The organism is Actinokineospora auranticolor, from assembly GCF_002934265.1.
In the GTDB taxonomy this organism is placed as follows: Bacteria; Actinomycetota; Actinomycetes; order Mycobacteriales; family Pseudonocardiaceae; genus Actinokineospora; species Actinokineospora auranticolor.
In genome coordinates, this window is the sequence record NZ_PTIX01000001.1 from 751,866 (window position 1) to 770,669 (window position 18,804).

Genomic DNA, 18,804 nt, shown 5'->3' on the forward strand with positions numbered 1-18,804 from the left:
ACCCTAGGGATCAGCCGAACAGGTCGTCACCCCAGAACCGGCCCTCCGCCAACCCCGGCGGGCAGGCGAAGTGACCGGAGCCGGTGTGCTCCAGGTACTCCATCATCCGGTCGTGCGCGGACAGCGCCTGCTGCATCGGGATGAACTGCTTGCGCGAGTCCCGGTTGAAGCAGACGAAGAACAACCCCGCGTCCAGGTGGCCCAACCCGTCGGACCCGTCGGTGAAGTTGTAGCCGCGACGCAGGATCCGGGCGCCGCCGAGGCTCTCCGCCGACGCCAGCCGGATGTGCGAGTCGTCCGGGATCAGCGGCACCCCGCCCGCGCCCCGCACGTGCAGGTCCACCGGGTCGAACTCGGCCGTCTGGCCCAGGGGCGCGCCGGAACCCTTGGCGCGGCCGACGATGTCCTCCTGCTCGGCCAGCGACGTGCGGTCCCAGATCTCGATGTGCATCCGGATCCGGCGGGCCACCAGGTACGTGCCGCCGACCATCCACCGCGGACCCTCGGTGACCCAGACGTGCTCCGCGAGCGCGGCCGGGTCCTCCGCCTTGAGGTTGTTGGTGCCGTCCTTGAAGCCGAACAGGTTGCGCGGGGTGGCCTGCGCGGTCGAGGTCGACGACGTGCGCCCGAACCCCAGCTGCGACCAGCGCACCGCGACCTTGCCGAAGCCGATGCGCGCCAGGTTGCGGATCGCGTGCACCGCCACCTGCGGGTCGTTCGCGCACGCCTGCACGCAGATGTCCCCGCCACCGCGCTTGGCGTCGAGGTCGTCGCCGCGGAAGTGCGGCAGGTCGACCAGCGCTTCCGGCCGCCGGTCGGCCAGGCCGAACCGGTCGTCGAACAGCGACGGGCCGAACCCGATGGTCAGCGTCAACGCCGACGCGGGCAGGTCCAGCGCCTCCCCTGTGTCCGCGGGCGGCGCCTGGCGCGATCCGCCCACGGCACCGCCCTCGGCGGCCTCCCGGCCCGCCGTCATCCGCTCCGCCGCGGCCGTCCACTCGCGCAGCAGCTCCACCAGCGCGCCCCGGTCCCGCGTCGTCACGTCGAAGGCGACGAAGTGCATCCGGTCCTGCGCGGGCGTGATGATCCCCGCCTGGTGCTGACCCCGGAACGGCACCGGCGCCGACGGATCCGGTCCCCGGGGCGCGGGCGCCGGTTCACCCGAGGCGAGCACCCCGGCCGCCGCGCCGATCCCGACGGCCGCGACCCCCGCGCCCGCCAGACCCAGTACTCCCCGCCGCGACAGTCCGCTCACTTCTGGGCCACCACCTCGGCGACCTTGCTGATCGGCTCGCCGAGCGCGTCCACGGCCTCGGCGAACGCCTTGACCTCCGCCGCGGACAGGTCCGTGTAGAGCTTGAACCCGTCACCGGCGCGCTGCTTGTCCAGCAGCGACTGGACCGCGGCGAACCGCTCGTCGATGGTCTTGGCCAGCGCGGCGTCCCGGCCCTCCACGACCGGCCGCAGCGCCGCGACCGCCGCCTTCGAACCCTCCACGTTGGCCTGGAAGTCCCACAGGTCGGTGTGCGAGAAGGTGTCCTCCTCGCCGGTGATCTTGCCGGTGGCCACCTCGTCGAGCAGCTCCTTGGCGCCGTTGGCCAGCTGCAGCGGGGTCAGCTCGACGGTCTTGGCCCGGTTGACGATCTCCGTCACGTCGGTCTGCAGCTGGTCGGCGACCTTGCCGCTGTCGGCCCGCAGGCCGCTGACCCACAGGTCCTTCTCCAGCCGGTGGAAGCCGGTGAACTCCTGCCCGGGCTCCAGGTCGGCCTCGCGGGCGTCGATCCTCGGGTCGAGGTCGCCGAAGCTCTCCGCGACCGGCTCGATGCGCTCCCAGTAGGTCCGCGCGACCGGGAACAGCGCCTTGGCCTCGTCGACCTTGCCCGCCTTGACCGCCGCGACGAACTCGGCGGTCTTGGTCTGGAGAGGCTCCACCTGCGCGTTGACGTAGCGCTGGTAGCCCTTGGTCGCCTCGCCGAGCTGGGTGTTCGCGTCGGCCTGGCGGGCCGCGGCGCCCTTGACGGTGAACTCGGCGCGGATGCCGTCGCCGGTCATGCCGGGGCGGCACGAGGTCTGGTACTTGCCGCCGTCGGCCACCTCGACGATCAGCTTGCGGGTCAGGCCGGGGGTGATGTTCTCGACCTCGCCCATGATCCGGTCGCCCTCGCCGTAGAGGTAGAACTCGGTCACCCGGCTGCCGCCGTTGGTCACCTCGAAGGTGATCGTGCCCGCGTCCGCCTCGGCGCGCGCCACCCCGCACGCGTCGTCCTTGGCCTGCACCGCGATGGGACCGCCCGCGCCGCCGGGCGCGGCGCCGCTGTCCCCGCACGCGGTCAGGGTCACCAGGGCGGCGACGCCGGTGAGGCAGGCGCGGAGGGGTCTGGCGGTCACTTCGATTCTCCTTGGGCGGTGGCAGTGGCGGGGACGGGCGCGGTGGTGCGCGCGGGTCGGAGGAAGAGGTAGAGCACGACCACGACGTAGATCGCCCAGGCCCAGGCCTGCAGCTTGGTGGTCTGCGCGGAGTAGTTGAAGATGCCCTTGAGCAGGGCGCCGTACCAGGAGTCCTCGGGTACCGGGCCGGACAGGTCGAACGCGTGCGACCGCAGACCGGGCAGCACGGCCGCCTCCTGGAGGTCGTGCAGGCCGTAGCCGAGCACCCCGGCCGCGACGAAGATCAGGAATACCCCGGTGATCTTGAAGAAGCGGGTGAGGTTGATCTTGATGGCGCCCCGGTAGATCGCCCAGCCGAGCGCGACGGCCAGCGCGATGCCGATCAGGAAACCGATCAGCGGTCCGCTGTCGCGGCCCGCGGACTGCGCGGTGGCGTAGAAGAAGACCGCGGTTTCCAGCCCCTCGCGGCCCACGGAGAGGAATGCCACGACGACGACCGCGACCGGGCCGATGGCGACCGCGTCGGAGAGCTTCCCGCGCAGTTCCCCGCTGATCTTGCGGGCCGTGTTGCGCATCCAGAACACCATGCCGGTGACGAACACCACGGCCAGCAGCGACATCGCGCCGCCGAAGGTCTCCTGCGCCTCGAAGGGGAGGTGCGCGCTGGTGAACGTTATGACCGCGCCGACCAGCACGGACAGCAGCACGGCCGCCGCGACGCCCGCCCACACCCACTTCAGCGCGCCCCGGCGCTCGGTGCGCACGAGGTACGCGAGCAGAATGCTCACCACCAGCGCGGCCTCCAGGCCCTCGCGCAGGCCGAGCAGCGCGCCCGTGAACGCGTATTCCATGGTCACCTCCCGTCCGGCCGTCAGCTGATCAGCCAAGGCTTACCTGAGGAAACGTAGGTAAGGCTTGGCTCAATTGTCCAGTGCGACGCGCGCTACACCAACCGGTTGATCAGCGAAAATGTCCGGATCGTCCTCGATACCGCCGACTCGGGTCCGCGCCAGGGGTATAACAAATCGGTAGCCTGCCGGAGACGGGTTGGTGTGGGAGGGTGTCGGGGTGCGGGAGTTGCGGGCCGGCGATCCCACGCGGATCGGTGACTTCGCGCTGGTCGCCCGCCTCGGCCGGGGCGCCATGGGCACGGTCTTCCTGGGCCGGTCGCCGGGCGGTCGCCCGGTCGCGGTGAAGGTCGCCCGCGCCGAACTGGCCGACGACCCCGCCTTCCGCGCCCGCTTCCGCCAGGAGATCGATATGGCCCGCGCGGTCGGCGGCTTCTGGACGGCCGCGGTCGTCGGCGCCGACCCGGACGCCGAGCGGCCCTGGCTGGCCACCGAGTACGTCGCGGGCCCGACCCTGTCCGAGGCGGTCTCGACGAACGGGCCCCTGGCCGAGCCGGTGGTGCGCGCCCTGATGGCAGGCCTGGCGGAGGCGCTGGCCGCCATCCACGGCGCGGGCCTGGTGCACCGCGACCTGAAACCGTCGAACGTGCTGCTCGCCGCCGACGGCCCGCGCGTGATCGATTTCGGCATCGCCAAGGCCGTGCGCGGCGCGGGCCTGACGCTGACCGGGATGGTCTTCGGCACCCCGGGCTACCTCTCCCCGGAGCAGATCTCGGGCACCGAGGTCGGCCCGGCCTGCGACGTCTTCGCCCTGGGCGCGGTCATGGTGTTCGCCGCGACGGGGCGCGGGCCGTTCGGGGAGGGCGAGATCCCCGCGCTGCTCTACCGCGCGGTGCACACGGGCCCGGACCTCACCGGCGTCCCCCGGGAACTGCGCCCAGTGGTGTCCCGGTGCCTGAACGTGCGGCCGGAGCTGCGCCCCACCCCGGCGGACCTGCTGGCCGAAGCGGGTACCGCCACCACCGGCGACTGGCTGCCGGGCTCGGTGCTGGCCATGGTCGACGAGCGCACGACCGCCCTGCGCGCCCACCCCGCGCCCCGCCGCCCCACCCTCGTGGACACCCCGTCGGGCGCCGACCCCGCCCGGGTCGCCGACGCCACGGCCGCCGCCCGGGCCGCCGAGTCGGCGCGCGCCGCCGACTCCGCCCGGGCGGCGAGGGCGGCCGAGGAGGCCCGGACCGCCGCCGCGGCCCGCGCCGAGCGGGTCCGCCTCGCGACGGCCAAGGCCGCCGAACTGGTCCGCGCCCGCACGGCGGCGGCGAGCGCCCCGGCGGTGTTCGCCAAGTCCCGACTGCCCGACCTCGCGCGGGCGCTGCTGGTCGGGTGCGGGGCGGTGGTCTTCGGCGTCGGCGCGGCTTATGGCGTCGATCGCGGCGACCACGCGCTGGCGGCGGGTCTCACGGTCGCGACGGTCCTCATGGCCCTGTCGGCCCTGCGGTCCCTCTACCGCGTCCTCCGGGCCAAGCCGCGGTCGGTGGAGATCTCCCCGTCCGGCCTGGTCATCCGCGATACCGCCGACAGCCGGACCATGGCCTGGTCGGAGATCGGCCGGGTGGAACTGGTCGCCGACGGCCGCGAGACCTGGCTGGTCGTCTGGCCCCGGGACCCCAAGGACCAGGCAGGCGGGCTGGGCAAACGCCACTCCCGCAGGCACGGCGGCTTCCGCGTCCTCCCCGTGCGGGGCCCACGGCAGATCGACGACCTCAGCGACGCGCTCCAGCGCCACGGTGGTCGGCTGTTCGTTATCACCTGATCAGGTGGTGTGCGGGGGCGTTGCCACCGGGTTTCCGTGCCGTGGGTCGCGCTCCTCGTGCGGGGGCCAAGGGGGTCGTACCAGGATTCGCCGTATGAACCCGACGTACGAGGGCAGGCCCCTGGCCCGCCCGGACGACGAGGTCGTGGACCAGGGTTTGGCCTTCGACATCGCGACCCTGTTCGACCGCCGACGCGCCCTGCGCTTCCTGGGGTTGGGCGCCGCGGGGGCGGCCCTGGCCGGGTGCGGCACGAGCGAGACCCCGGGCGGCGCGACCACCACGACGACCGCGTCGACCGCGTCGACCGCCACCGCCGACGGCTCGACGGCCGGGGGCGAGATCCCCGACGAGACCGCGGGCCCTTATCCGGGCGACGGCTCGAACGGTCCCGACGTCCTGGAGCAGAGCGGCGTGGTCCGCGGTGACATCCGGTCGAGCTTCGGCGGCTCCACCACCACCGCCGAGGGCGTCCCGATGACCCTGGAGCTGGCGGTGGCCGACCTCTCCGCGGGCGGCTCGGCCCTGGTGGGCGCCGCCGTGTACGTCTGGCACTGCAACCGCGACGGCGAGTACTCCCTGTACGGCAAGGGCATCGAGAACGAGAACTACCTGCGCGGCGTCCAGATCACCGACACCGCGGGCAAGGTCCGCTTCACCAGCGTCTTCCCCGCCTGCTACGACGGCAGGTGGCCGCACATCCACTTCGAGGTCTACCCGGACCAGGCGGCCATCACGGACTCGACCAAGGCCCTGGCCACCTCCCAGGTAGCGCTCCCGCAGGACACCTGCAAGATCGTCTACGCGACAACGGGCTACACCGCCTCGCTGACCAACCTCGCCAAGGTCAACCTCACCACGGACAACGTCTTCGGCGACGACGGCGCGGCCCTCCAACTCGCCACCGTCACCGGAGACGCGACGAGCGGCTTCACCGTCACCCTCCCGGTCCGCATCGACCCCACCACAGCCCCCGCCGGCGGCAGTGCCCCCGGCGGCGGTACACCTCCCAGCGGCGGTCCAGGTGGCGGTGGCAAACCACCCAGCGGCGGGATGCCCCCAACCCGCTGACGGTCCGCGCCTCCGGCCCCAAAGCCCGGCGTGGTCGAACCATCGCTCAACGCGGCGCGAGGGGTCCCCGGAACAAGGGAACCCCTGTTTTCTGATTCTACCTGGGAAAACCGAGCGGCCGAGGCCGCGGAAGCGCGCCTGTGGACAACTCGCGGGGTCAGCCGGAGAGGAAGCGGTCCAGGACCTCGACGCCGAAGCGGAGGCCGTCGACCGGCACCCGCTCGTCCACCCCGTGCGCCATCGCCCGGTAGTCGAAGCCCTCGGGCAGGAGCAGTGGGGCGAAGCCGAAGCACTCCACGCCCAGGCGGGAGAAGGCCTTGGCGTCCGTGCCGCCGCCCATGCAGTACGGGACGACCACCGCCGCCGGGTCGTGGGTGCGCAGCGCCACGGCCATCGCGTCGAACCAGGGGGAGTCGACGCGGGCCTGGACCGGGGGTTGGTGGGAGATGAACTCGCGGCGGACGCCGGGGCCCAGGAGGCGGTCCACGTCGGCCAGCAGGTCGTCCTGGGTGCCGGGCAGGACCCGGGTGTCGACCTGGGCCTGGGCCACGCTCGGGATCACGTTGACCTTGTAGCCCGCCGACAGCACCGTCGGTCGCGTGCTGTTGCGCACCGTGTTCTCCACCAGCTTCGCCGCCGGGCCGAACCGGGCGATCGTCGCCGCCACGCCCTCCTCCGTCGCCAGGTCGACCGGCACCCCCAACGCCGCCGCCGTCCGCTCGATGAACGCCCGCACCGCCGGGGTCAGCCGCACCGGCCACGGGTGCGCCGCCAGCCGGTGCAGGGCGTCCACCAGCTTCACCACCGCGTTGTCGTCGTTGCGCCGCGACCCGTGCCCGGCGCGCCCGGTCGCGGTCAGCAGCAGGTGTGACACCCCCCGCTCCGCCGTTCCCACCGGGTACAGCCGCACCAGCGACCCGTCCGGCCGCCGCACCGGGACGGTGTGACCGCCGGACTCGCCGATCGCGGCGGCGCAGCCCTCGAACAGGTCGGCGTGGTCGTCGACCAGCCAGTGCGCGCCGTAGAAGCCGGTGTCCTCCTCGTCCGCGACGAAGGCCAGCACGACGTCGCGCTCCGGCACCCGCCCCTCCTCGGCCCAGCGGGCGGCCACGGTCAGCACCGTCGCGACCATGTCCTTCATGTCCACGGCGCCGCGGCCCCACACCCAGCCGTCCCGGATCTCACCCGCGAAGGGGTGCACCGCCCACTCGTCCGCGTCGGCGGGCACGACGTCGAGGTGGGCGTGCACCAGCAGCGCGGGCAGCTCCGGTCGCGCTCCGCTGACCCTGGTGACCACGTTGCTGCGGCCGGGAGCCCGCTCCAGCAGCCGCGGCTTGAGCCCCGCGTCGGTGAGCCGGTCGGCCACCAGCTCGGCCGCGGCGCGCTCGCCGGTGGCCTGGCCGTGGCCGCGGTTGGTGGTGTCGAACCTGATCAGCCGCGCGCACAGGTCCTCGACCGGCTCGATCACGGGGGCCTCCCACGGGGGTCGGGTCGGGGCGTCTCCGCGCTCCACACTGCGCACCCCGGCCGTCCGTCGCAACGCGAACCACGCCGTTCGGCGGCGACCGGGTGTGACCATCCGCACGCCGAAGGTGCGGCCGGACCGACCATTGCGCGGTGGGGCTCAGGTGGCCTGTGTAATCTCATCTCCCGATGGCCACCAGCACCGATCCGTCCTCAGACCTGGAAACTTCCTTGGGCGCACAGAACGCAGACACCGCAGGAGCACCGTCGGAGCCCGACGACACCGTCGACGACGGTCGCGCCGAGCACCCCGACGAGCGGCCCGGACCGCTGCCGGTGCGCACGATCGCGCTCGGCACCGCGGGCAGCCTGATGATCCTGCTCAGCGCGTTCGGGGCGGCCGGGGTGCTGGTCAACGACCCGGTACTGGGCCACGGCCCGCTGTCCTGGCTGCGCTACGGGCACGGCCAGATGCTGGCCACCGCGACCATCTACCTCGGCTTCGGCCTGGTGGTCTGGGCGTGGGTGCGGCTGGGACGGCACGTGCTGGCCGGTCGGGTGAGCTCCCGCCCCGTGCTGATCGCCGCCGCGGCCTGGATGGCGCCGCTGGTCATCTCGCCGCCGGTGTTCACCCGCGACGTGTTCTCCTACATCGCCCAGGGCATGCTGCCGCTCTACGGGCAGGACCCGTACGTGGTCGGCCCGATCGTGCTGAGCATGCAGGACGTCGTGCAGAACGTGCACCCGTTCTGGCAGACCACCCCCGCGCCGTACGGGCCGCTGTTCATCCTGCTCGCCAAGGGCGTGGCGTGGGTGTCGGGCTCCAACATGATCCTCGGCGTCGTGCTGATGCGGATCGTGCTGATGGTCGGGCTCGTGCCGCTGCTGTGGGCGCTGCCCGGCCTGGTCCGCCACCTCGGCGGCCACCTGCCGACCACGCTGTGGCTGGCCGTGGCCGGTCCGATGACGGTCGTGCACCTGGTCGGCGGGCCGCACAACGACCTGATCATGGTCGGCCTGCTCGCCGCGGGCACCCTGTGCGTGCTCGAGCGCAGGCACGTCACCGGCATCGTGCTGGTCACGCTGGCCGCCGCGATCAAGGCGACCGCCATGATGGCCCTGCCGTTCCTGGTGTGGGTGTGGGCCGCGCACCTGGGGGCCACGTTCTGGCGCAACGCGTTCCGCGCGGTCGCCGCCGCGCTGGCCACCTTCCTCGTCACCTTCGGCGGCGTCACCCTGCTCGCGGGGGTGGACCTGGGCTGGTTCAAGGCCCTGCAGGCGCCGACGATGATCGTCAACTGGCTGTCCATCCCGACCGCCGTCGGCGAGTTCGCCCACACCGTCGCGGACTTGTTCTTCGACGCGAACAAGGCCTGGTTCGTCAACACCGCCCGCGTCATCGGCGGCCTGGCGTTCTTCGTCATCGCCGCCCGCCAGTGGTGGCTCTCCCGGCACGGCGGCTCCGACGCGGTCCGCCGGATGGCGTTCATCCTCTTCGCCCTCGCCGTGCTCTCGCCCGCGACCCTGCCGTGGTACGTGACCTGGGGCTTCGTCATCGGCGCCGCCCTGCCGTGGCAGCGCCGCCAGCTGGCGATCCTGGTCAGCGCCGGGGTGTTCCTGGTCCTGACCTACTCCCCGGCGGGCGAGGACCTGCTCTACAACTGGCCGTTCATCGCCTGCGCCATCGCGGGCTCGGTCCTGGCGGGCATCTCCCTGCTCCGCGTCGACCCGCTGGGCCTGTTCGGCCCCCGCCGCGAACTGGTCACCGTCGACGTCCCGACCCCGGCCGCCAAGGTCTGACGGGTCTTTCGACGAAGGCCCGTCCGGGGCTGATCGGTCCCGGACCGATCCGACCGGTCGGTGGATTGTCGGCCCGCCCCGCGGCTGCCCAGAATGATCTCCATGCTGAGACGCGCGGGAGTGGTGGCCGGTTTGGTCGGGATAGCCCTGTCGGTGCTGACGCCCGTGGCGTCAGCCGGTTTGACGCCCGGGTGGGTGGGCCCGTTCGCGGACAAGGAGTCCTGCGAAGGCCAGCGGGAGATCACCATGGAGTACCACCCGGTCGGCTGGTGCCAGTACCGGGACGTCCCCGGCGACCACTCCGACGGCTGGTACTTCCGAGTCTGGACCAACGACTGACCGGAGCGGGCGCGTCGGCTCACCGGTCGACGCGCCCCGTCGCGCTCACTCCCGGGGGTAGAGCTTGGTCACCTTGCCGTCGAGGGTCGCGGACAGGTAGCCGGAGCCGTACTCGTCGTTGACGTAGAGCCGCAGGGACGGGGTGCCGTCGATGATGTCCGAGTCGACGATGATGTAGCGCATCTCCGGCTTCGGGACGTTGAGGTCCTTGTTCGCGCGCTCCCACAGCGCGGGCAGCGCGTCCCAGTTGACCTTGTTCAGGTCGATCAGGACCTGGTCGGCGTCCACGCCGTCGGCGCCGCGGCGGGTCGCGACGCCGTTGCGGTACTCGAACTTGTCGAAGCCGTTCTTGACCGCGGTGGTCGGGGCGGTGGCCATGGCGTACTCGCCGTAGATCGTCAGCTCCGCGACCTTGCTGCCGTGCATCACCTCGGTCAGCGCGCCGACCACCGAGCGCGCGCCCGCCGGGGTGAGCAGGTCCTTCTCCGCCTTCGGCGCGGTGGTCGTGGTCGTCGGCTCATCGGTGGGCTCTTCGCCGCCCGCCTCGCTGACCTTGGTGACCTTGGGCTGGGCCCCGGTGGCCTTCGGCTGGGAGGCCGACGGCGTGTCCGGGTCGCCCGACCCGGGGCTCGCTTGGTCGTCCTTGTTGTTCAGCACGGTGATGAGCACGATCGCGACCGTGAAGGCCACCGCGACCGCGGCTACCGCGGACCACATGGGCGTGGCGCGCTTGCGCGGGGGAGCCATCGGCAGCGGCCGGGACCCCGAGTCGGACGGCTTGTGCACCGGGTGCTGCTGCTGCCAGCCCGGCTGCTGGTAGCCCGGCTGGGCCGGGAAGCCGCCGGTCGGGGTCGGCTGCGCGGGGAAGGCGGGCCCGGCCGGGGTGGGCGGGCCGAGGTACGGCACGGCGCCGTGCTCGGCGGCCGCGAGCATCCGGTCCAGCACCTCGCCGGACGGCCGCGCGTTCGGGTCGGAGATGAGGACCGCGGCGAGGGCCGCGCCGAGCGCGGGACCGGCCCGCCGCGCAGGCGGGACCTGGTCGGTCATCACGGCGGCGAGGGTGGCCATGGTGGTCGCGCGGCGCAGCGGGTGGTAGCCCTCGACGGCCACGTACAGCAGCATCGCCAGCGACCAGAAGTCCGACGCGGTCTTGGTCTCGTCGCCGAGCAGCCGCTCCGGGGCGATGTACTCCGGTGAGCCGATCACCTCGCCGGTCGCGGTGAGCTGGCCGTGGTCGTGCAGGTTGGCGATGCCGAAGTCGGTGAGCACGGCGCTGCCGTCGAGGCGCAGCAGGACGTTGCCGGGCTTGACGTCGCGGTGCATCACCCCGGCCGCGTGCGCGGCGCGCAGGGCGCCCAGGACGCCGCGGCCGATGTGGGCCGCCTCGGGCGGGGTGAGCGGTCCCTCGGCCAGCCGGGCGTCCAGCGAGGTGCCGCGGACCAGCTCCATGACGATCCACGGGTACTTCGAGTCCGCGGACTCGATGATCTGGTAGATCGACACGACGTTCGGGTGCTGCAGCCGGGCGAGCGCGCGCGACTCGCGCAGCACCCGCTGCCGCTGCTGCTCGGCCAGCGTCGGGTTGTTCTCGTGCAGCGCGTCGCTCGGCCGCACCTCCTTGATCGCGACCTCGCGGTGCAGGCCGAGGTCACGGGCCCGCCACACGGTGCCCATACCGCCGCTGCCCAGCCGCCCCAGCAGCTCGAACCGGCCGTCGATCACGCGCCCGGGTTGTTCACGCTCCGACACCGCGCACACGCTAGCAACCGCCCCCGGGGGCCCGATCGGCCGCCGGGTCGCTCGTTCGCACTGGTGAACGCCGTGGTCGACGGTGGGTCGCGGACCGACCACACGGCGCAACCGGACGGCGCCGGATGTCCCAGCCCGACCGATCCCCGCCCGTAGGCGGTACGCGGTCCGCGCCCGGTCGGCGAGGATCCAGATGTCCGCAGTGGACGGCCCGAGGGGAGACAGAACGATGAGACGAACCCTGACCGCGGTGGCCCTGGCAGCGGTGGGCGCGGCCTGCCTGACCGCTCCCGCGCAGGCGAGCCCCTCGGCGTGCCGGTGGACGTGGGTGTACCAGGTGAGCGACCCCGCCGGGGCGGACACGTACTCGCGCAGCGGTCAGCTGGTCGACCACGCGAAGCAGTACGACCTGATCAACGTGACCGAGCGGGGGACGCGGTACTTCGGCACCAACATCGGCACGGACGTGTGGGGCGGCATCGACCCGGTCCACCTGACCTTCACCGGTCAGAGCGGCTGTTTCCCCCTGGGGTGAAACACCTGGACCTCCAGTTAGGTGGAGAGGTTAGCGTCGGTCGCGGGAGGAAGACAGACCACTGGAGGGATCCCATGACCGTCGAGCTCAACCACACGATCGTGCAAGCGTCCGACGACCTGGCCTCGGCCCGGTTCCTGACCGAGCTGCTGGACCTGCCGGAGCCGACCCCGTTCGGCCCGTTCCAGGTTGTCGCCCTGTCCAACTCCGCCTCGCTCGACTACCTGCGCGTGGACGGCCCGATCACCGGCCAGCACTACGCCTTCAAGATCAGCGAGACGGAGTTCGACGCGGTCTACGCCAAGGTCCTCGACCGCGGCATCACCTACTGGGCGGACCCGTTCCACGAGCGCCCCAACCAGATCAACACCCGCGACCACGGCCGCGGCTTCTACTTCGAGGACCCCAACGGCCACAACCTCGAAGTCCTGACCGAGTCCTACGCCGAGTACGCGGAGTAGACCGTTCGATCTGACGCGGGGGAGGGGCGGGTCCACCAGGGTCCGCCCCTCCAGCGCGTCCGGGCGCCGAGCGCTCTGGTCGATGTGCTGGGTTCTTGATCACCCCTTCGGAGTCTGTGGAAGCACCCGGACAACCAGCGTGATTCCCCCGATCGTCACCCCGCGCTGTTGGTCGACCTGATGGTGTTTGGGGTGGTCAAGCCATGCCTGGCGACCCCTCGCGTACGAAGCATCTATTCCGCACCACATGCCCGCGAAGCACCGCGTAATGGCGGTTACCGGGTTTTCCGGTCAAGCTCAGTTGCACGCCGTCGCGACGGTGTCAAGTTCCTTGGCGGCCCGGCAACTCGCGGACGTGCGCGACCTGTGCGGAATTCCTCTGCGACGACTGCTATCCCCCAAGTATCACCCCGAGGACCGCGGGCATCCTGCTGTTCGAGGACCACGACCACCTCGGACTGCTCCAAAGCGGCGAAGTTGCTCCTGCGGGAACGCTCGCCTCGGTCTTCGACCCGTTCTACCCGGATCGTGAGAGGGATCCAGACCGAGGATTCCGCCGCTGAGCCTTGATGGCTTCTCGTCGTGCCGGGGACCGAATGACGCACTCCGGCATCAGGCCTGAGAGTTGCGACCACCCGATCCCCGGAAGATCGGTCAGGTGATGATCTCCAGGACCGGTCGGTTCGCGGTTGCCTCGCGGCTGTCGAGTTGGACGCCGAACGGGCCGCCCGACAAGCCCAGGTGCAGGACGCCCGGGTTGGTGCTCAGCGCCGCCGTCACGTCCAGGCCGATCCAGTCCGCGGCGCGGCTGATGCGGGCCGTCGACAGGGCCGGGCCGAGGGTGGGTTGGTTGTTCCAGGTCACCCCCGTCTCCGTCCACGTCCCGGTCAGCCGGTGCGCCGTGACCGTGGAGTGCAGGTTCTCGCCGTCGCTGACTTTGCCGTGCAGCCACAGCACCGCGCGTCGGGGGGCGGTGGGGAGGGTCAGGTCGAAGCGGAGGAACGCGCGGCGGTTGAAGTTGGTGGAGGCGGTTTTCACGAGGAGGGGGGCGGTGCCGTAGTTCTGGGTCGGGGAGCCGTCGCGGACGTGGGAGTCGGCGGCGGCTTGAACGGTCGAGGCGGTGGCCGGGGTGATGGTCGGGCCGGTGCCGAGGCGGACGACGCGGCTGGCGCCTAGGGTGCCGCCGACCTCGACCAGGAGCTTGGTGGTCGGCGAGGTCCGCAGCACGGTCACCCCTGGGTCGGCCGAAGCCGTGGTGAAACCGGTGTCCGGGAGGGTGATCGTCACGGTGGGGGAGGTGCGGGACGGGTCGGCGACGGCCACCGACAGCGCCGAACCGTCCTGCCGGGCCAGCACCGAGCACGGGGCGTCCGCCGTGATCGAGCCGCACGCGCCCGCCGCGAAGAAGTTCGCGGCCCGCACGGATCCGGCGGTGATGCCTTGGACGGACGAAGTGTTGGCCACGACCGTCACACCGGGCGAGGCGCTGCGTGCGGCGGTGGTCACCGCAGTAGCGCCGGGGAGCAGCAAGTAGGCGTAGGAAGCGTTGGTCGGGTTGGTGCCGTGGTCGTAGTACAGCCCGAGGTAACGCCGAGTGATCGAACCGCTCGAACCGCCGCTATCGATGTCGTGCCAGGAACCCGTGCGCGCGGCCCGATCCGCCGTCACCGTCGCGCCGCCCAGGAACACGTACCCGCCGAACCCCGCGATGGATGCCCACTGCGCCCCGGTGAACTGCTGGTTCCACGGCAACGACGTCGGCTGCGCCACCCCGTTCACCACCAGCGCGTGCGTCCCCGCGGCCCCGAGATTCCGATTGTCCACCACGGACTCCACGACCGCCCCGTCCGTCGCGGTGATCCCCGCCCCAAGGCACACCACGGCATCATCCAGCGGAAACCACGACTTGCGACCGGTAAGCGTCGACTCCAACCCCGTGACATGCTGCCCAACCGCCGAAACCACACCATCCGACGCCCCACCGGCCCAGACGTTCGTCGGCGGCGTCTTGTTCCACGTACCCCCCGCCTCATCCGCCAGCGGTTTGCGCGACGCCGTCACCCCCGGCAGCCGGTACGGGTCGACCGTCGGCCAGAACGCGTCGGAGTACTGGCCAAGGCCGTAATCCTGCCCCCACCAGTACGTCATCCCACTACCGGTGTGCCACCCGCGCAGGTTCTCGCCGTTCCCGGTCTCGTAGAAAGTCGTGCGCGCGGAGTGCATCGACACCGCGAACGCCCACTGTGGACGGTGGTGCACTGCCCGGTCCATCGACCCGAAAACCCGACTCGACGACGGCGACGCGCCGGTGGGTACGCTCCCGTCCGCCAGCAACCCCACCGCCCGCGCCAGGTCCGGCACCGGCATGTGGTCCAGGTACGGCGCGTACGTCTCCCGCGTGATCCACCCCTTCACCAGGCTCCGCCACCGGCCCGCCTCGGCCACCGTGGCCAGCCCGGTCGTCGCCAGCAGCAGCGTCGACGCCATGACGTTGTGCCCGCGCTTGTGGTCGTCCTGGTCCTGCCGCGCGATGCCCCGCCCGGACACCGAGTCGACCATCAGTCCATTGTGGATGAACGGCGCGAACGACGACTCGACGGAGTCGAACAGCACCTGCCGGTTGGGGTCGGTCACCGCCCAGGTCGTGCTCCCGAGCAGGGACATGACCTTGGTGAGGCCGCCGAGCAGGACGGCGCCGTAGCCGCCCGCGTAGGGGACGCGGTCGTGCTGGATGAACGACCCGTCGGCGTGGAAGCCGTCCCCGAGCAGCACCGTCGGGAACACGGGGGACAGGCCGTCGCGGGCGGCGGCGATGCTCGTCGGGTCCTGGCCGAGCACGCCGCGCAGCGCGATCACCTGGCACAGGTCGACCCGGTTCGCGCCCGTGCTGTTCTCCTCGTAGGCCGACAGCAGCGACACGGGCACGTGGTGGTCCACCGCCGCGAGGGTGTCCGCCAGCTCGGCGGCGGGGACGGACAGCAGGCAGCAGATGTCGAGCAGCCGCTGCGGCGCGCCGATCCGCCAGTCCCACCAGTTGCCGGGTTCGCCCCCGGTGGCGGTGTAGGCGTTGTCGAGCATCCACCGCAGCCCGTCCACGACCGCGGTGGCCGTGGTGGCGGAGCCGGTGTGACCGGTCCCCGGCTGGGCCCAGGCCAGCGCTATGGTGCGCAGGCGGGTGCAGCAGGTGGTGATGTTCGCGGACTTCGCGCCGATGGGCAGGTCGGCCCACAGCGCGGCACCGCCGGGGGTCATGTCGTCGAGGTACCCGGTCGCCGAGTCGCCGACGTCGGCCAACGCGCTCGTGAACGGCTCGACGCGCGGGTCGAAACCCACCCCCGTGAGCAGGTCGCGCCACCGCGACCGCATGATCTCGTACGGCGTCACGGCGAACGCGGGCACGTCAAGCCCCAGCGTGATCGCCGCGATCGAACCCACCACCAGGAACCCACGCCGAGACACCGTCACGCGCTTCTCCTCCCAGGTTGATCACCGCCGTCTACACGGCCCGCCGCCCCCGGGGGTTGCCCGCGTCAGCCGCGCGCCACGACCAACCGGAAACCCGCGTCCCATTCATCCAGTTCGAGCAGATCCCGGTGGCGTTCCCGCCAGCGCCCGGTATCGAGGTCGTCGCGCAGGCGGCGCACGCCCCGCTCGACGGCGTCGGGGTCGGCCAGCGAGAGGGCCGACGTGGCGCGGCGGACCCCTGGGTCGAGGTAGGCGTCGGGGCGCCGCCAATAGGCGGGGAACACGCCGTCGGTGAAGTCCCAGGGCAGGGGCAGCGGGATGACCTCGTCGGTGCCGAGTTCCCGGGCGATGTCGGTGGCGGAGGGCCTGCCGCGCTCCAGGTCGCCGATCTCGGGCACGTACTCGCGGACGAACCAGAAGTCCGCGTGGTGGGCCGTCTCGTAGGCGAGGAGGACCTGGCGGGGCGCCACCCGGCGGAGTTCGGCGAGCCCGGCCCGCCAGTCGGTCCAGTGGTGCGCGGTGAGCACCCCCAGCACCGCGTCGACCGCCCCGTCCCGCAACGGCAGCGCCTCGGCCACCGCCCGCACCACCGGCCCCGGCGGCCGCTGCCGAACCATCTCACCGGACGGCTCGATGGCGATCACCAGCCGGTCATCCGGCTCGTAGGACCCCGCACCGGCGCCGACGTTGGCCACGGTCCGCGCGTCCCCGAGGGCGGCGAGGATCGGCGCCATCCAGCGCGGATCCGTCCGCCGCCCCGACGAGTACCCGGTACCGATGCGGTCGTAGAGCGCTGCCACCCTTGCCTCCCGGTGATCGACTCCCCCGAGCGTAGCGACCGGTACGAGCGGTCCACTGAGGATTGTCGGCCCCACCCCCCTAGCCCGCTTACCCGACGGCGACCTGTTCCCGTTGTACCTGGCCGAATGGGAGCACACCTCGCCGGACCTGGCCGAGTTCGACCGGAACACGGGGTCGTACCAGTGGCTACGCGGTCTGGATCGGCCGCGACGCGGACGGTGGCGTCGTCGACTTCACCATCGACTTCGGCGTGGTCAAGCGGCCACCGACGTGCGCGCCTGGCACGGGGCGACCGTGTACGCGGGCGACGCCGACGTCGTGCGCGGCACCGCGGCACCCGGCATCCCGCGTCTGGCGGACTGGGAGGTGGAGATCTTCGCGCAGGTCATCCCGCACGTGCCGCCCGCTCCCGTGTGCGCGGTCGACGTCGAGCTGACCGGCGGCGAAGTGCTCGACTTCGGCGACCGCGCCCGGGTCATCGCCGTTCCCGGCCACACCGAGGGCAGCGTCGCGGTCTTCCTGCCCGAGCACGGTGTCCTGTTCACCGGCGACACCATCGCCCAGTCCCAGGACGAGGTGATCCTCGGCGTCTTCAACGTCGACCCCGAGCGGGCCGCGCGGTCGCTGCGCACCCAGGCCGACCTCGAACCCGCGGTCCTCTGCTTCGGCCACGGCCCGCCGGTCACCGAACACGCCGCCCGACGCCTCCGCGACCTAGTCGAGCGGATGGAGTAGCAGCGGCAGGCCGTCAGCAGGCGCGGGCAGGGAGGTGAAGCGCCAGGGAGCGTCGTAGGTGCTCGGGTACGACCACTTGAACCGCTCCAGCAGCGCCGCCACGACCAAGGCGACCTTGCGCATCCCCAGGTGTTCCCCGACGCACTTGTGGTGGCCGAAGCCGAACGGGAGCCACGCCAGCCGGTGGGGGAGCGGGGTGGCCATGCGGGTCGGGTCGAAGTCGTGCGGGTCCGGCCACAGGTCCGGCAGCAGTTGGGTCGCCCCCGTGCACACCGACACCAGCTGGCCCGCCGGGATGTGGTGGCCCAACACCGAGGTGTCCCGGGTCGTGACCCGCATCGCGATGGGGGACGGGGAGACGAGCCGGATGCTCTCGCGGATGGCGTGGTCGAGGGTCACCCCGTCGGCCCGGGCCTCGTCCTGCCAGACCGGGTGCTTCCCCAGGAAGTACACCGCGGCGATGGTGGCGGCCGTCGTGGTGTCGTGCGAGGCGATGAGGGTGAACAGCAGGTGTTCCGCTGCCTGGCGCGGGGTGAGGCCGTCGACGCGGGAGAGGGTCGAGAGGAAATCCGTGCCCTCGCGGGGGTGGCGCAGGGCGGCGGTCAGGTAGGTCAGCAGGCGGTCGCGCGCCCGGTGGGCACGCTGCCACGCGGTACCGGGAACACGGACCCGCAGCAGCGCGGTCTCGGCGCGCACGCAGGTCTCGACCGCGCGCATGATGTGCTCGGCTCGATCCGACGGCAGGCCCAGGAACGCGCGCGTGGTGACGCGGGACGACAACGCGCGCAGTGCCGGGACAGCGGCGAACGTCCGCGCCACCGGCCACCGGGACAGCTCCGCGTCGATGTCCGAGGACATCGCGGCCAGGTAGCCCGCCATCGACTCCGCGGAGTACGCCGCCGACAGCAGCCGACGGGCACGGAGGTGCTCCGGCGCGTCCAGGGCCAGCAGTCCGCCGTCGAACCACGGCCCGATGGTGTCCGGCCAGCCCGTGCGGAACGCCTTGTCCTGGTTGGTGAGCACGACCCGGCACGCCTCCGGACCGGTGACCGCCACGATCCGCCGACCGAACGCGCGCCACCACGACACGGGGCCGAACCGCCGGTACAGCGCCAGTTGGCACGCCGGGCCGTCCCGGACCGTCTGCACCGCCAACCCCAGCACCGGCGGACCCGGATCACCCAGCACCGGCCGCAGCCCGGCGGGCGCGGGCGCCAACTCGGCGACCCGCTCGGACATCCGCTCCACCAGCCAGTCCATCACGCCCCCGGACGCTACGACCCACCGGTTACGCGACTCGCCGAACTATCCGCATAACCGTGCGCGAACTCGCCGTT

The 18,804-nt window shown here is 72.2% G+C and carries 15 protein-coding genes; 7 read left to right on the forward strand and 8 right to left on the reverse strand.

From position 1 onward, the window contains the following. Window positions 1–10 precede the first annotated feature (10 nt). The 3 genes from efeB to efeU are packed head-to-tail and all read right to left on the reverse strand — an operon-like array spanning window position 11 to window position 3,239. Window positions 11–1,255, reverse strand: coding sequence for an iron uptake transporter deferrochelatase/peroxidase subunit (gene efeB / locus CLV40_RS03100; RefSeq protein ID WP_104476619.1), 1,245 nt, complete (start codon window positions 1,253–1,255; stop codon window positions 11–13). After that, window positions 1,252–2,388, reverse strand: coding sequence for an iron uptake system protein EfeO (efeO, locus tag CLV40_RS03105; RefSeq protein WP_104476621.1), 1,137 nt, complete (start codon window positions 2,386–2,388; stop codon window positions 1,252–1,254). The genes efeB and efeO overlap by 4 nt, the downstream gene beginning before the upstream one ends. Continuing rightward, a complete protein-coding gene (efeU, locus tag CLV40_RS03110; protein WP_104476622.1) occupies window positions 2,385–3,239 on the reverse strand; it encodes an iron uptake transporter permease EfeU in 855 nt (284 codons plus the stop codon). The genes efeO and efeU overlap by 4 nt, the downstream gene beginning before the upstream one ends. Before the next feature lie 217 nt (window positions 3,240–3,456). Between efeU and CLV40_RS39285 the strand changes: the two genes are divergently transcribed. Continuing rightward, the gene (locus CLV40_RS39285; protein WP_245930997.1) at window positions 3,457–5,049 is read left to right on the forward strand and encodes a serine/threonine-protein kinase; all 1,593 of its coding nucleotides are present in this window, start codon (window positions 3,457–3,459) and stop codon (window positions 5,047–5,049) included. 94 nt (window positions 5,050–5,143) lie between these two features. Then, window positions 5,144–6,118, forward strand: coding sequence for a dioxygenase family protein (locus CLV40_RS03120; protein ID WP_104476624.1), 975 nt, complete (start codon window positions 5,144–5,146; stop codon window positions 6,116–6,118). Between the two features lie 157 nt (window positions 6,119–6,275). Here CLV40_RS03120 and CLV40_RS03125 read toward each other — a convergent pair whose 3' ends face one another. Further along, complete coding sequence (locus tag CLV40_RS03125; RefSeq protein WP_245930998.1) at window positions 6,276–7,586, reverse strand: M20/M25/M40 family metallo-hydrolase; 1,311 nt, start codon at window positions 7,584–7,586, stop codon at window positions 6,276–6,278. Between the two features lie 185 nt (window positions 7,587–7,771). Between CLV40_RS03125 and mptB the strand changes: the two genes are divergently transcribed. Together mptB and CLV40_RS03135 are read left to right on the forward strand one after the other, a co-directional pair. Continuing rightward, the gene (gene mptB / locus CLV40_RS03130) at window positions 7,772–9,382 is read left to right on the forward strand and encodes a polyprenol phosphomannose-dependent alpha 1,6 mannosyltransferase MptB (protein WP_181043288.1); all 1,611 of its coding nucleotides are present in this window, start codon (window positions 7,772–7,774) and stop codon (window positions 9,380–9,382) included. Between the two features lie 102 nt (window positions 9,383–9,484). Beyond that, window positions 9,485–9,721: a hypothetical protein gene (locus CLV40_RS03135; RefSeq protein ID WP_146107906.1), complete on the forward strand. Its 237-nt coding sequence runs from the start codon at window positions 9,485–9,487 to the stop codon at window positions 9,719–9,721. A 45-nt stretch (window positions 9,722–9,766) separates the two neighbouring features. On the opposite strand, the gene CLV40_RS03140 is transcribed toward CLV40_RS03135, so the two are convergent. Next, a complete protein-coding gene (locus CLV40_RS03140; RefSeq protein WP_104476819.1) occupies window positions 9,767–11,470 on the reverse strand; it encodes a serine/threonine-protein kinase in 1,704 nt (567 codons plus the stop codon). 229 nt (window positions 11,471–11,699) lie between these two features. On the opposite strand from CLV40_RS03140, the gene CLV40_RS03145 reads away from it, so the two are divergent. Beyond that, a complete protein-coding gene (locus tag CLV40_RS03145; protein WP_104476630.1) occupies window positions 11,700–12,005 on the forward strand; it encodes a hypothetical protein in 306 nt (101 codons plus the stop codon). Between the two features lie 74 nt (window positions 12,006–12,079). Next, window positions 12,080–12,466 (forward strand): VOC family protein, encoded by a 387-nt coding sequence (locus CLV40_RS03150; protein WP_104476632.1) that lies wholly within the window; start codon window positions 12,080–12,082, stop codon window positions 12,464–12,466. A 654-nt stretch (window positions 12,467–13,120) separates the two neighbouring features. Here CLV40_RS03150 and CLV40_RS03155 read toward each other — a convergent pair. Together CLV40_RS03155 and CLV40_RS03160 are read right to left on the reverse strand one after the other, a co-directional pair. Further along, the gene (locus CLV40_RS03155) at window positions 13,121–15,931 is read right to left on the reverse strand and encodes a polysaccharide lyase family 8 super-sandwich domain-containing protein (RefSeq protein ID WP_146107907.1); all 2,811 of its coding nucleotides are present in this window, start codon (window positions 15,929–15,931) and stop codon (window positions 13,121–13,123) included. Between the two features lie 65 nt (window positions 15,932–15,996). Next, window positions 15,997–16,665, reverse strand: a complete 669-nt coding sequence (locus CLV40_RS03160) for a class I SAM-dependent methyltransferase (protein WP_104476821.1) — start codon at window positions 16,663–16,665, stop codon at window positions 15,997–15,999. 337 nt (window positions 16,666–17,002) lie between these two features. Here CLV40_RS03160 and CLV40_RS03165 point away from each other — a divergent pair, with 337 nt between their 5' ends. Beyond that, window positions 17,003–17,467: an MBL fold metallo-hydrolase gene (locus CLV40_RS03165; protein WP_181043289.1), complete on the forward strand. Its 465-nt coding sequence runs from the start codon at window positions 17,003–17,005 to the stop codon at window positions 17,465–17,467. Here the strand turns inward: CLV40_RS03165 and CLV40_RS03170 are convergent. Then, window positions 17,447–18,727 (reverse strand): cytochrome P450, encoded by a 1,281-nt coding sequence (locus CLV40_RS03170; protein ID WP_104476635.1) that lies wholly within the window; start codon window positions 18,725–18,727, stop codon window positions 17,447–17,449. The genes CLV40_RS03165 and CLV40_RS03170 overlap by 21 nt on opposite strands. Window positions 18,728–18,804: the final 77 nt, after the last annotated feature.

Bases quoted from the DNA above. Each gene is read 5' to 3' on its own strand.
- efeU (WP_104476622.1), bottom strand. From the start codon at position 3,239: ATGGAATACGCGTTCACGGGCGCGCTGCTCGGCCTGCGCGAGGGCCTG.
- CLV40_RS03120 (WP_104476624.1), top strand. From the start codon at position 5,144: ATGAACCCGACGTACGAGGGCAGGCCCCTGGCCCGCCCGGACGACGAG.
- mptB (WP_181043288.1), top strand. From the start codon at position 7,772: ATGGCCACCAGCACCGATCCGTCCTCAGACCTGGAAACTTCCTTGGGC.
- CLV40_RS03135 (WP_146107906.1), top strand. From the start codon at position 9,485: ATGCTGAGACGCGCGGGAGTGGTGGCCGGTTTGGTCGGGATAGCCCTG.
- CLV40_RS03145 (WP_104476630.1), top strand. From the start codon at position 11,700: ATGAGACGAACCCTGACCGCGGTGGCCCTGGCAGCGGTGGGCGCGGCC.
- CLV40_RS03150 (WP_104476632.1), top strand. From the start codon at position 12,080: ATGACCGTCGAGCTCAACCACACGATCGTGCAAGCGTCCGACGACCTG.
- CLV40_RS03160 (WP_104476821.1), bottom strand. From the start codon at position 16,665: ATGGCGCCGATCCTCGCCGCCCTCGGGGACGCGCGGACCGTGGCCAAC.
- CLV40_RS03170 (WP_104476635.1), bottom strand. From the start codon at position 18,727: ATGGACTGGCTGGTGGAGCGGATGTCCGAGCGGGTCGCCGAGTTGGCG.